The 12,132-nt window shown below is 70.8% G+C and carries 9 protein-coding genes; 1 reads left to right on the forward strand and 8 read right to left on the reverse strand.

The features are described from left to right. Positions 1–273 precede the first annotated feature (273 nt). From pulA to J2Z30_RS02060, 4 genes are all read right to left on the reverse strand, one after another. Positions 274–2,958: a pullulanase-type alpha-1,6-glucosidase gene (gene pulA, locus J2Z30_RS02045; RefSeq protein ID WP_078956948.1), complete on the reverse strand. Its 2,685-nt coding sequence runs from the start codon at positions 2,956–2,958 to the stop codon at positions 274–276. Positions 2,959–3,001: 43 nt separating this feature from the next. Beyond that, the gene (locus J2Z30_RS02050) at positions 3,002–4,390 is read right to left on the reverse strand and encodes an alpha-amylase (protein ID WP_044576646.1); all 1,389 of its coding nucleotides are present in this window, start codon (positions 4,388–4,390) and stop codon (positions 3,002–3,004) included. Positions 4,391–4,659: 269 nt separating this feature from the next. Next, complete coding sequence (locus J2Z30_RS02055; protein WP_044576642.1) at positions 4,660–4,992, reverse strand: putative quinol monooxygenase; 333 nt, start codon at positions 4,990–4,992, stop codon at positions 4,660–4,662. 89 nt (positions 4,993–5,081) lie between these two features. Continuing rightward, on the reverse strand, positions 5,082–6,107 hold the full coding sequence (locus J2Z30_RS02060) for an NAD(P)-dependent alcohol dehydrogenase (RefSeq protein ID WP_044576639.1): 1,026 nt from the start codon (positions 6,105–6,107) through the stop codon (positions 5,082–5,084). Positions 6,108–6,316: 209 nt separating this feature from the next. Between J2Z30_RS02060 and J2Z30_RS02065 the strand changes: the two genes are divergently transcribed. Beyond that, positions 6,317–7,780 (forward strand): AAA-type ATPase lid domain-containing protein, encoded by a 1,464-nt coding sequence (locus tag J2Z30_RS02065; RefSeq protein WP_044576636.1) that lies wholly within the window; start codon positions 6,317–6,319, stop codon positions 7,778–7,780. On the opposite strand, the gene J2Z30_RS02070 is transcribed toward J2Z30_RS02065, so the two are convergent. Genes J2Z30_RS02070 through J2Z30_RS02085 form a run of 4 tightly spaced genes read right to left on the reverse strand, consistent with a single transcriptional unit; the run spans position 7,735 to position 11,973 of the window. Continuing rightward, the gene (locus tag J2Z30_RS02070) at positions 7,735–8,832 is read right to left on the reverse strand and encodes a LacI family DNA-binding transcriptional regulator (protein ID WP_044576633.1); all 1,098 of its coding nucleotides are present in this window, start codon (positions 8,830–8,832) and stop codon (positions 7,735–7,737) included. The genes J2Z30_RS02065 and J2Z30_RS02070 overlap by 46 nt on opposite strands. Beyond that, on the reverse strand, positions 8,829–9,659 hold the full coding sequence (locus J2Z30_RS02075; protein WP_044576630.1) for a sugar ABC transporter permease: 831 nt from the start codon (positions 9,657–9,659) through the stop codon (positions 8,829–8,831). The genes J2Z30_RS02070 and J2Z30_RS02075 overlap by 4 nt, the downstream gene beginning before the upstream one ends. 2 nt (positions 9,660–9,661) lie before the next feature. Further along, positions 9,662–10,684 carry a carbohydrate ABC transporter permease gene (locus J2Z30_RS02080; RefSeq protein WP_078956947.1) on the reverse strand — a complete coding sequence of 341 codons (1,023 nt, stop codon included), beginning with the start codon at positions 10,682–10,684 and terminating at the stop codon, positions 9,662–9,664. Between the two features lie 11 nt (positions 10,685–10,695). Continuing rightward, the gene (locus J2Z30_RS02085; protein ID WP_044576627.1) at positions 10,696–11,973 is read right to left on the reverse strand and encodes an extracellular solute-binding protein; all 1,278 of its coding nucleotides are present in this window, start codon (positions 11,971–11,973) and stop codon (positions 10,696–10,698) included. Positions 11,974–12,132 lie beyond the last annotated feature (159 nt).

Raw genomic sequence — 12,132 nt, forward strand, 5'->3', positions numbered from 1 at the left:
TGGACCCCCGGGTCCGGGGGCGGAGCCCCGACACCCCCTGGCGCGTTGGCACGCCAGGACAGCGGCCGCCAAGGGCTTCGCTGGACCCCGGGCGTCGACGAGGCGGCCGTCGCTGCCGTGGGCACCCGGACCGGCGGGCTGGTCGTGCGGCACGGCGGCACGGCGGATGGGCGGGCGGGCGCCCGCGCGCATCCGGGGCGTCCGGCCCGGGGTCTGGGGCGGAGCCCCAGTTTCGGGAAGGGGCGGGGAGGGGAAACAGCGCCGCCGCAGGCGTCATCGGCGGTCGGCGGTCCCCGCCGCGTAGACGGCGACCGTGCGGCCGGGGACGGTGAAGGTGCCGGTCGCGCGCTCGTAGCCGGACGTCCTCACCGTGGCGTCGGTGCCGTGCGCCTGGACCGGGTGGAGGGTGTACGGGGCCCCGGCCAGGGCGGGGACGGTCTGCGACTGCCGGGACGGGGTCGCGTTGAAGACCACGACGAGCCGGCCGAGCCGCATGGTGATCACGCCCGGTGTCTCCCCGGTCCCGGACAGCGGGAAGGACAGCGCCCGCTGCACCCCGTCCGCCGTGGTCTGGCTGAACGCCTTCTCGGTGGTGCGGATCCGCAGCAGATCCCGGTAGGCCGCCGAGGCGCCCGTGCTCTCGGAGCAGCCGGGACGTACGGCCGGGTTGGTCAACAGCGGTTTGGCGTAAGGCCACTTGGACTCGTTGTCCGCCGCCGGGGGCAGCCCCCGGCCGAAGCCGTTGTCGGACGCGCAATCCCAATGGATGGCGTTGAACCAGTCCCCGCTGTCGAAGGAGTTGCGGTCCAGCGACTTCGAGCGCAGCAGATCGGTACCGGCCTGGCTGAGCGCCGGGCCCTGGGAGAGGGTGGCGGTGGCCAGGGCCACCACCTGGGCCCTGGCCCGGTCGGCGGCCGAGGTGGTGGCGGGGAGCTTGTAGGCGAGCACGTCGTAGAGGGTCTCGTTGTCATGGGCGTCGGCGTAGGCGAGCGCGTCGCCGGGGGCGGCGGCGTAACCGGCCGGGGAGCCGTTGTAGTCGACCTCGGAGCCCTTGACCCGGTGTCCGCCGGTGTCGGTGAAGGTGTAGTCGGCGAGGTTGCCGGACAGCCCGACCTTGATCAGGTCCTGGCCGTGCAGCAGCCGGGCCCGCTGCTCGTCCCGGCCGCCGTTGGCCGGTGAGCCGTTGGGGTCAGTGAAGAGCCCGGAGGCGAAGCCCTGGACGCGGGGGTCCTCGTCGAACGGCCCGCCGCCGCGCACCGCGTCCCGCGCCCGGTCGCTGAAGGTGGCGATGCCGGTACCGGCCATGTTGCGCTGGGTGGCCTGGACGAAGCGGGCGTCGTCGGCCGCCTCGCCGAAGTTCCAGCCCTCGCCGTAGAGGATGATCGACTTGCCGTCCACCCCGTCCTTGGCGGGGGTCAGGGCGTCGAGGGCCTTGCGCACGGCCAGGATGTTGGCCTTGGGGTGGTGGCCCATGAGGTCGAAGCGGAAGCCGTCGACCTTGTACTGCCTGGCCCAGGTGACGATCGAGTCCACCACCAGCTTGCCCATCATCGCGTGCTCGGGCGCGGTGCCGGGGCAGCAGGTGGAGGTGGCCACGCCGCCGTCGTCCAGCAGCCGCTGGTAGTAGCCGGGCACGATCCGGTCGAGGACCGACTTGCCGTCCTGCCCCGCGGCCACGGTGTGGTTGTAGACCACGTCCATGACGGTGCGCAGCCCGGCGTGGGCCAGCCCCTGCACCATCCGCCGGAACTCGCGGGTGCGGGCCGGGCCGTCCGGGTCACTCGCGTAAGACCCCTCCGGCACGGTGTAGTGCAGCGGGTCGTAGCCCCAGTTGTAGCCGTCCCTGTCGGCGGCCTGGGCCACGCACTTCTGCTGCTGGTCGGAGTCGGCGGGCAGGGCGGCCAGATCGCAGCCGGGCCGGGCCTGGTCGGACCGCCGCTCCGGGACGGTGCCGAAGTCGAACGCGGGCAGGAGGTGGACATACGAGGTGCCGGACCGGGCCAGCCGTGTGAGGTGCCGCATTCCGTCCGAGCCGCGGTCGGTGAAGGCGAGGTACTGGCCGGGGTGGGCGCTGGTGCGGTCCGCGATGGAGAAGTCGCGGATCTGCAGTTCCTGGATGCGGGCGTCGCGCAGCGGGACGGCCTTGGGCTTCCTCAGCGACGCCCAGCCGGCGGGGGCGAGCCGGGGATCGGCCAGGTCGGTGATCAGGCTGCGGGCGGAGTCGGCGGTCAGCGCGGTGGAGTAGGGGTCGGTGACCTCGTTGGTGACGGTCTTCCCGACGCTCGGCGCCCACACCCGGACCCGGTAGCGGTACGGCTTGTCCCGCCAGTCGGGGTTCCCGGTGACGCTCCACACCCCGCTGCCGGGGTCCCGCCGCATGGCGACGGTGCGCCCGTCGAGGTCGAGCGTGACGTCTTGGGCGGTCGGCGCCCAGACGGAGAGGGTGGGGCGGCCGCCGTGGAAGACCGGGCCGAGGCGGGCCCGGCGCGCCCGGTCGGCGTAGAGGTCGTCCAGCACACCGGGGATCTGCACCTCGGTGCGGTGCAGTACGTGGTCGCGGTCGTCGGCCGCGCGCTGGACGGCGGTGAGCGGGCCGCGCAGCGCCGTGGCGGCCTTGTCGCGGTCGCGCGGGTCGAGGCGATAGGCGGGGCGGTCGGCCAGGTGCGGGTAGGCGGCCTTCTGGGCGCCGGTCAGGGCGGCCGGGGCCAGCCGCAGCGTGCCGCCGCCCGCGGAGCGCAACTCCTCGGCGGTCGCGGCGGTGTGCCCGACCTTCCAGACGACGGTGGCACGGTCGATCCACTGCGCCTCGGCGGTGGCGGCTTGGGTCTTGGTGGCCGTGGCCGTGGCCGTGGCCGTGGCCCGGACGGTCTGCGAAACGGCGGGCACGGCCGCCGCGCCCAGCGCCAGGGTGGCGAGCGCGGCGGCCGTACGGAACAGGGGGACTCTCGGGGATCTCACGGGGCTGGTCGCTCCTTGAAGGGGTCAGGGGCGGAGTCGGGGGTCAGCCACAGCTACGGGCGCCCGTGTGCAGGGCCACCGCCGTGTTCGCGCCCAGCGTGGCGGTGAACTGGCCCGAGGAGTCGACCGTGACGGACTTGCCGCTCTGGACGTCGCAGTAGCCGCCCGCCGGGAGCGAGGTCTGGAAGGTCCGGGTGAGGGAGCCGCTCTCGTGGTTGATGGCCACGTACGCCTTGTCGCCGCGTCCGAACGCGATGGCGTTGCTGCCGTTGTCCCACCAGTTGGTCACCGAGGCGCCCCGCGCCGTGTTGCGGAAGGCGACCATGCTCATGATCTCGGGCCATTTGTGCTGGCACTTCCAGCCGTCCTGGTAGCAGGCGCCCACCGCGCCGCCGTTGGGCGGGCCCGCGTCGTTGTCGCTGAACTCGTAGCCGGAGTGGACGTCCGGGGAGCCGTACGGCCAGGCCAGCATGAAGACGTTGGCGAGGGTGTAGTCGGCGCCGTCTCTGTACGTCAGCGTGGAGCCGTTGCGCTCGGTGTCCCAGTTGTCGACGAAGACACCGGACTGGCCGCTCGCCATATGGCCCCAGCCCTCGCCGAAGTTCTTCAGATAGGCCAGCTTCTCGCTCTGGAACACCCGCTTGAGGTCACGGCCGTAGCGGAACTCCTGCACATCGCCGTTGCGCAGATACTCCGTCGGGGAGACCGCCTCGCCGTCGCCGTAGATGACCTCCTGCTTCCAGTAGACGCCGGGGTCGCTCAACTTGCTCTTGACGGCGGCCAGATCGTCCGCCGGGATGTGCTTGGCCCCGTCGATGCGGAAGCCGTCCACGCCGAGCGAGAGCAGGTCGCCCAGGTACTGCGCGAGCCGGGTGCGGACGTACTCCTCACCGGTGTCCAGGTCGGCGAGGCCCACCAGTTCGCAGTGCTGCACATTCCAGCGGTCCTGGTAGTTGCTGATCTGCGCGGTGCAGTCGTCCATGTCCTGGGGCTGGTAGATCCCGGGGTAGTCGTACTTGGTGTACGAGGAGCCGCCGGTGCCGGTGCCGGATCCGGCGGACATGTGGTTGATGACGGCGTCGGCCACGACCTTCACGCCCGCCGCGTGGCAGGTGTCGATCATGTTCTTGAAGGCGGTGCGGTCGCCGAGCCGTCCGGCGATCTTGTAGCTGACGGGCTGGTAGGAAGTCCACCACTGGCCGCCCTGGATGTGCTCGGTGGCCGGGGACACCTCGACATAGCCGTATCCGGCCGGGCCGAGGGTGCTGGTGCACTCCTTGGCGACGGAGTCGTACTTCCACTCGAAGAGTTCGGCGGTGACGTCCTTGGTGCCGGGCGGTGTCGCCCGCGCGGTCTGGGGCAGTGCGACGAGCGTCACCGCGCTCGCCGCGAGGGCGAGTGCGGTGGCAAGGGGTATGCGGCTGCTGGCCATCGTTCCTCCGTGGGGGGAGTTCGGGGGTGCCGATCGAGCCTCGTACGGCAACGCGCCATGCCCGTAAGGCCAGTTGAAGGTTCTTGCTGCAAGACGTCAGTGGTGGGGTGGTGACGGGACCGTACTCGCGAGTTTTTGTTGTTGCAAGACCTTTCGCAAGTAATTGCGGCGGTGTTACGTTCAACCACGTTCTCCGGTCCGGCCGGCCGGGGGTCCGGTCAACGGGCCTCACGCGCCCGGCCGGTCGGATCGGTTCGGAGGACGGGGCGTCAGTCCCGGGCCGCGACGGACATTTCCCCGAGGAGGGACCAATCCCCCTGGGGCACGTTCATATTGACGATCCGCGGGGTCTCCACCAGGTGCGGCGGAAGTGTCCGCTGCGCGGCCCGGAAGTGCGGCGAGTTGACGTGTGCCGCGCCGGCCTCCTCGTCGCGGAACGCCTCGACCAGAACGTATTCGGCCGGGTCCTCGACGCTGCGGGACCAGTCGAACCACAGGCACCCCGGCTCGGCGCGGGTGTCCCGGGTGAAGTCGCCCGCGATCTCGGGCCAGCGGTCCGCGTCCTCGGGCAGCACGCGGAACTTCGCGGTGATGAAGATCATCGATAAGCCTTTCGTCGGTGATGATCAGCCGGTCCCCCGGTGGGCGACCGGCCGGGTTACAGGATCGGCGGTGGTTACCGGATCGGCGGTCAGGGGACGAGAACGGCGCGTCCGCGGACCCGTCCGGCATCGAGGTCGTCCAGGGCTTCCTGGAAACGGTCCAGCGGATACGTGGTGGTGTGCAGGCGCACGCGGTCCTGTGCGGCGAGCACCATCAGCTCGCACAGATCGGTGTAGGAGCCGACGAGATTGCCGATGAAATTGATCTCGGCGGAGATGATGTCGATCGTCGGGATGTCGAGGTTCTCCCCGTACCCCACCACGTGGTAGTCGCCCGCGCGGCGCAGCATGCCGACGCCGTCCCGGGTCGCGCCGCCCTCGCCGACGAAGTCGACGACCGCCTCGGCGCCCTGCCCGCCCGTCAGCTCCAGCACTTCCTCGACCTGGTCCCCGCTTGCCACGACCCCGCGGTCGGCGCCTATGGAGACGGCCAGCTCCACCGCGTCGGGGTTGCGGTCGACCACGATGAGTTCGGCCGCCGTGATGGCCTTCAGCACCTGTACGCCGATGTGTCCGAGCCCTCCCGCGCCGATGATCACGCACTTGGTCCCGGGGCGCAGCCGGCCGGCGACCTTGGCCGCCGCGTGGTAGGCGGTGAGCCCCGCGTCGGCGAGCGCGGCTACGTCGGCGGGCTCAAGGGAGCCGTCGAGTTTCACGACGCTGCGGGCCGAGGTCTTCAGATACTCGGCGTAACCGCCGTGGGTGTCGATGCCGGGGAAGAGGCTCTGCCCGCAGTGGACGTCGTCACCGGCCCGGCAGGCCGGGCACAACCCGCAGGTGATCAGGGGATGCACGATGACCTTGTCGCCCTCGGCGACGTTGGTGACCGCGCTGCCGACCGCATGGACCCAGCCGGCGTTCTCGTGCCCGATGGTGTTAGGCAGGCTCACCCCGGACTTGTCCGCCCACTGTCCTTCGAGGATGTGGAGATCGGTGCGGCACACGCCCGCCCCGCCGACCTTGATGATCACGTCGTACGGGCCGGTGATCTCCGGATGCGGCACATCGGCCATGCGCGGGCTCCGGCCGTAGCCCACGACCTGGACTGCCTTCATGGAATGTTCTCCTTCATCGGGATGGTGGCGCGTTCATCGGGATGGTGGCGCGCGGGGAGACTGATCGGCCCCGTCCGAACAAGCACGCTAGGCAGCGTCGACGCACGTCAGCGAGTGCCGGGTGTCTCACTTCGAGACACCTGCCGTCACTGGGCCGCCCCGGCCGGCAGTACCGTGACCACGGTCGCCCTGTCCTTACGGAGGTCGAAGTGGACAGCCACCGCCTGGGCCCACGCCTGCTGGCTTCGTGGCAGCGCAGCCGCCGCTACGGTCTGTCGCCGGAGGAGATGCAGCCGGTGTTCACCGGTTCGGTGGACACGGCCTCCCTGTTCTACGAGTGCGGTCATGAGGTGCTGCGGGGCCTGCGGGACACGCTCGCCAACGAGGCGGTCAGCATGATGATCGCCGACAGCGACGGCCTGGTGCTGTGCCGGGTGTGCGACGACGCCTCGATCAGCCGGTCCCTGGACCGGGTCCATCTGGCGCCCGGTTTCTCCTTCGCCGAACGCGACGTGGGCACCAACGGGCTCGGCCTGGCCCTGACGGATCGGGCTCCGTCACTGGTGAGAGCGGATGAGCACTACTACACCGGCCTGCGCGGCTACACCTGTGCCGCGGCACCGGTGCTCGACCCGAGGACCGGTGGGCTCGTCGGCAGCGTCAACCTCACCACTTGGTCCGACTCGTCCTCGAAGCTGTTGCTGGCCCTTGCGCAAGCCGCCGCCGGGAACACGGCTGCGCTCATGCTGGCCCGGGGGACCGGCCGGAGGGTCCCACCGGCCCCCCGGGGCGAGGTGTTCCGGGTGTACGCCGACCGGTACCACCAGCACGACCACGCTCACCAGGCGCTCTCCCCCGGCTGGACGGACGCCGTCGCCGCCGCGCGCACGGCCTCGGCCCGCGGACGGATCGTCGCGGTGATCGGTGAGCCGGGAGCGGGGAAGACCGCGCTGGTCTCCACCGCCCGTCGGCAGACCGGGGCGCGGGAACGCCTGCTCAGCGCCCGCACACCCGCGCCCGGCGACGTCGCCGCGTGGCTGGCGCTGTGGGCCCCCGAGCTGGGCAAGGACAGCACCTGCGTCCTCGTCTCCGGTGTGGACCGGCTGCCGGCGTGGGCGGCCACCGAGCTGGCCCGGCTGTTCGACGAGGCGCGCCGGGTGGCCGGGGAGGGGTCCGGGCGTCTGCCGCCGTTCGCCGTGACGGCCCGGCGATACTCCGCGATCCCGGACGTGCTGAGGCCGCTGGTCGACACCGTGGTCGAAGTGCCCGCGCTGCGCTTCCGCCCCGACGACATCCTGCCGCTGGCCCGCCACTTCGCACGGTGGCACCGCGGCCCCACGGTGACGTTCACGCCCGCCGCGGCCCGCGCGCTGACGTCCTACGACTGGCCCGAGAACGTCGGGCAGCTGCGCCGGGCAGTGCGTGAGGCGGCGTCGAGGACGGATGTGATCGACACCCGTCACCTCCCGGCCGAGGTGTTCACCGGCTCGAGCGGCCACCTGCCCCGGCTGCAGCTTCTCGAACGGGACGAGATCGTGCGCTGCCTGACCGAACCAGGCACGACGGTGGCGCAGGCGGCGGCGAAGATGGGCATGGGCCGGGCCACCGTCTACCGCAAGATGGCCCGTTACGGCATCCGGGTGCCCGGTCGGCGCAGGGGCGCCGGGTCCTGACCGGCCGGCGGCGCCTGCGCCGTGGAGCCGCGCACGACCAGATCCGGCTGGAAGACGAACTCCGTGTGCTGGACCGGGTTTCCGGCCATCTCCTCCAGCAGCGCCCCCACCGCCGCCGTCGCCATCGACTGCACCGGCTGGCGGACGGTGGTCAGCGGGGGATCGGTGAAGGCGATGAGCGGGGAGTCGTCGAAACCGACCACCGATATGTCGTGCGGCACCCGCAGCCCGCGCCGGGCCGCCTCCCGGATCACCCCGAGCGCCATCAGATCGCTGCCGCATACGATGCCCGTACAGCCCTGGTCCAGCAGCGTGGCCGCCGCCACCTGCCCGCCCTCGACGCTGAAGAGCGTATGCCGCACCAACTCCCGTGCCTCGTCCGCCGATCGGCCCAGCAGCTCCGCGCTCGCCGCGAGGAACCCCTCGACCTTGCGCAGCGCGGGGACATAGCGGGCGGGCCCCACCGCGAGGCCGATCCGGTGGTGGCCGAGGGCGGCCAGGTGGCGGACGGCCATCCGCGCCGCCGCCCGGTCGTCGGGCGAGACGAACGTGGCCTGGATGCGCTCGTGGTAGCCGTTGATCAGCACGAACGGCACCTTGCGCCCGGCCAGCCGGGCATAGCGGGCGGGGTCGGCCGTGGTGTCGGCGTGCAGTCCGGACATGAAGACGATGCCCGCCACATCGCGCTCCTCCAGCTGCTCCACCAGTTCGTCCTCGGTGGCGCCGCCGGGCATCTGGGTGCACAGGATCGGGGTGTAGCCATGACCGGCCAGCACCTGCTCGATGATCTGGGCGAAGGCGGGGAAGACCGGGTTGGTCAGCTCCGGGATGACCAGGCCGACCAGCCCGGCGCTGCGCCGCCGCAGCCGCACCGGCCGTTCGTAGCCGAGGACGTCGAGGGCGGCGAGCACCCGCTGCCGGGTGGCAGCCGCCACGCCCGCCTTGCCGTTGAGCACCCGGCTGACGGTGGCCTCGCTGACCTTGGCCTGGGCGGCGATATCGGCGAGTCGCGGCGGCGCCCCCGGTGGGCCCGCCGCCAACGGACTCGTCACGACTTGGTCGCCCCGGCCGTGAGCCCCGCCACGAGATGGCGCTGGGCCCAGGAGAACACCAGTGCCGCCGGGATGGCGATCATGACGGCCGCGGCCGTCATGGAGCCCCAGTCGGAGGTGTACTGGTTGACGAAGGTCTGGAGCCCCGCCGCGAGCGTGAGGTTGTCCTCCCCCGTCATGAAGGCGGAGGCGTAGGCCACCTCGGCCCAGGCGGTGATGAAGGTGTAGAACGCGGTCACCGCGAGCCCCGGCTTGGCCAGCGGGACGACCAGCCGCCAGAAGGTCCCGAAGGGGTTGAGCCCGTCGACCCGGCCCGATTCGTCGATCTCCACCGGGATGGTGTCGAAGAAGCCCTTCATCATCCAGGCGCAGAACGGCACGGCCACGGTGAGGTAGGTGACGATGAGCGAGATCGGCTGGTTGAGCCAGCCCAGTGTCGACATGATGTTGTACAGCGGCACGATGAGGATGGCCACCGGGAACATCTGGGTGATCAGCAGCAGCCACATCAGCGGGCGCATCCCGGGGAAGCGGAAGCGGCTGACGGCGTAGCCGGTGGTGGCCGCGACGAAGACGCCCAGGAGCGTGGTGATGACCACGATGAACAGCGAGTTGCCGAACCAGCTCAGGAACTCGGTGTCGCCCAGGACGTGTCGGTAGTTCCGCAGTGTCGGGTCCTTGACCACATCGGTGCTGAACGCCTCGCTCTTGGGCTTGAACGAGGTCACCACCAGCCACAGCGGCGGGAAGACCGCGACGGCGGAGGCGATGACGAGCGTGGTGTGCAGCCCGACGGAGGCGAGCGGGCCGCGTCGTTGGTCGCGCATGGCTACCAGACCTCTCCCTGCTTGCGGAGCGAACGGCGGTAGATCACCGCGAAGAGCATGAGGATGAGCAGGATCAGCACACCCCAGGCCGAGGCGCCGGCGAAGTCGCGCGGGCTGTTGACGAAGGAGAGCCGGTAGGCGTACGTCACCAGGATCTCGGTGGAGTCGCCGGGTCCGCCGCGGGTCAGCAGGAAGATCACCGGGAACATGTTGAACGTCCAGATGGTCGACAGCAGGATCACGGTGGAGCTGACCGAGCGCAGTCCGGGCAGGGTGATGTGGCGGAACCGCTGCCAGGGGCTCGCCCCGTCCATCTCGGCGGCCTCGTACAGCTCACCGGGGATGGACTGCAGCCCGCCGAGCAGCGCGACCAGCATGAACGGCACCCCGAGCCAGATGTTCACGGCGATCACCGAGACCTTGGCCATGGTGGGGTCGTTCAGCCAGGGCACCGCGTCGATCCCGCCGCCGTGCAGCACCTTGTTGAGGATGCCGTTCTTCTCGTTGTAGAGCAGCCGCCAGGCGAAGACGGAGACGAAGGCGGGGACGGCCCACGGCAGGATCAGCAGCGACCGGTAGAGGGTGCGCCCGGCGAACCGCCGGTTGAGCAGTACGGCCAGGCCCAGGCCGATGGCGAAGGTGAGCGCCACACAGCTGACGGTCCAGGTGACGGTCCAGCCCAGCCGGTCCCAGAAGACCTGGTCCTTCAGGATCGCCTGGAAGTTGTCGAGGCCGACCGTCTTGTAGGTGGCGGGGATGTGGTTGACCCCGATGGTGCGCTCGACGTTGGCCTCGTTGGCGTCGGTCAGCGACAGATAGACGCCGCGGACCAGCGGATAGCCGATGATCAGCCCGATGACGAGCACGACGGGCGCGACCATGGCCCAGGCGTACCAGTGGCGGGCGAGCGCGTTGCGGATCCGGCGCGGCGGTGGGGTGCCGGCCTTGCGAACCCGGCCGCCCCGGCCGCGGGCGCGCTTCGCGCCCGCGGCCGGGTCCAGCGGCCGGCTGGTGTCGACAGCCATCGTCGCCGGCCCTACTTCCAGTCGCCCTTGAGGAGCTTGCGGTACGCGTCTCCGACCGCGCCGGCGGCCTTCTCCGGCGAGGTCTTGCCGGTGAGGACGCCCGGGAACTGCACCAGGATCGCCTGGAAGAGGCTGTTGCCCTCGGGGATCCAGGGGCGCTCGACGGCCTTGTCGACAGCGGCCTTGAAGAACTTCACATTGGGGTTCGCCGCGACCGTCTTGTTGGAGTAGACGGAGGTGCGGGTGGGCAGCAGGGAGAGCTTCTCGGTGGTCTTGGCCTGCACCTCGGCCGAGCTCATGTACTGCGCGAAGGCATAGGAGGCGTCGAGGTTCTTCGATCCGGCGTAGACGGTGAGGTTCTGGCCGCCCTGCGGGGCGCCCTGGCCCTTGCTGCCGGCCGGGACCGGGACCACCCCGAGGTTGGACTTGTCCTTGAACGCCTTGCCCGCCAGGGTGTCCTCGATCGCCCACGGCCCGTTGATCGTCATCGCGACGTCGCCGTTCTTGATGGCGTTCTGCATGTTGTCCCAGCCGTCGGTGGCGTCGGTCTCCGCCGCCTTGGAGGTGACCAGGTCGCGGGCGGCCGCGAACGCCTTGATGCCGGGCTCGTCGTCGATGGTGACCTTCTTGGCCCCGGTGTCGAGGAGGTCGCCGCCCTCGCCGTAGATGAAGGGCAGGTACCAGTAGGCGTCGTCGCCGCGCAGATAGAGGCCGGTCTTGCCGGTCTTCTCCTTGATCTTCTTGGCGGCGGCCTTGAGCTCGGTCCAGTCCTTGGGCGGCTGGACCCCGGCGTCCTTCAGCATCTTCTTGTTGTAGAAGAGGCCGAGGGTGTCGATGACCTGCGGTACGGCGTAGGTCTTGCCCTTGAACCTGGCCCCTGCGAGTGCCTTGGGCAGATAGTCGGACTGGTCGGCGAGGGCGGGGGTGCCGTCCAGCGGGGCGAGATAGCCGATGTTGGCCAGATCCTGGGTCCAGGCCACCTCGGTGCGCAGCACATCGGGCGCGCCGGAGCCGCCGGAGCCGGCGGCGTTCTTGAACTTGGCCAGTGCGTCGCCGAAGGGCACATTGACGTAGTTGACCTTGACGTCGGGGTGCTTCTTCTCGAAGCCCAGGGCGAGCTCCTTGTACGTGCCCTTCTCCGCGTCGTTCGACGTGTCCCAGTACGTCACGGTGCCGGAGAGATGGCCGCCGGACTTCTTGTCGCCGCTGCCGCCGTCGTCACCGCCGCACGCCGTCGCCGCGAGCGCCATGGCCGCGACGAGTGCGGTGGCCGCTATGCCACGTCGCATCTGAACTCCTCCAAAGCCGGCCGCTCCCTCGCGGCGCCGGGTTGCGGAGGAACGTAACAGGGCCGCAAGCCCGCCGAAAGACCTTGCGGCAAATTTCTGCAAGGCGCCCGGCATCGTTACGTCCGCGTGTCCCCGCGGTGGCCGCTCCGCTCCCGCTCC

Origin of the sequence: Streptomyces iranensis, from assembly GCF_017874715.1 — a bacterium.
Classification (GTDB): Bacteria; Actinomycetota; Actinomycetes; order Streptomycetales; family Streptomycetaceae; genus Streptomyces; species Streptomyces iranensis.

What these genes read in the sequence shown, in the direction of transcription:
- J2Z30_RS02050 (WP_044576646.1), bottom strand. Translation starts at nt 4,390, where the DNA reads ATGGCCAGCAGCCGCATACCCCTTGCCACCGCACTCGCCCTCGCGGCG.
- J2Z30_RS02055 (WP_044576642.1), bottom strand. Translation starts at nt 4,992, where the DNA reads ATGATCTTCATCACCGCGAAGTTCCGCGTGCTGCCCGAGGACGCGGAC.
- J2Z30_RS02060 (WP_044576639.1), bottom strand. Translation starts at nt 6,107, where the DNA reads ATGAAGGCAGTCCAGGTCGTGGGCTACGGCCGGAGCCCGCGCATGGCC.
- J2Z30_RS02075 (WP_044576630.1), bottom strand. Translation starts at nt 9,659, where the DNA reads ATGCGCGACCAACGACGCGGCCCGCTCGCCTCCGTCGGGCTGCACACC.
- J2Z30_RS02080 (WP_078956947.1), bottom strand. Translation starts at nt 10,684, where the DNA reads ATGGCTGTCGACACCAGCCGGCCGCTGGACCCGGCCGCGGGCGCGAAG.
- J2Z30_RS02085 (WP_044576627.1), bottom strand. Translation starts at nt 11,973, where the DNA reads ATGCGACGTGGCATAGCGGCCACCGCACTCGTCGCGGCCATGGCGCTC.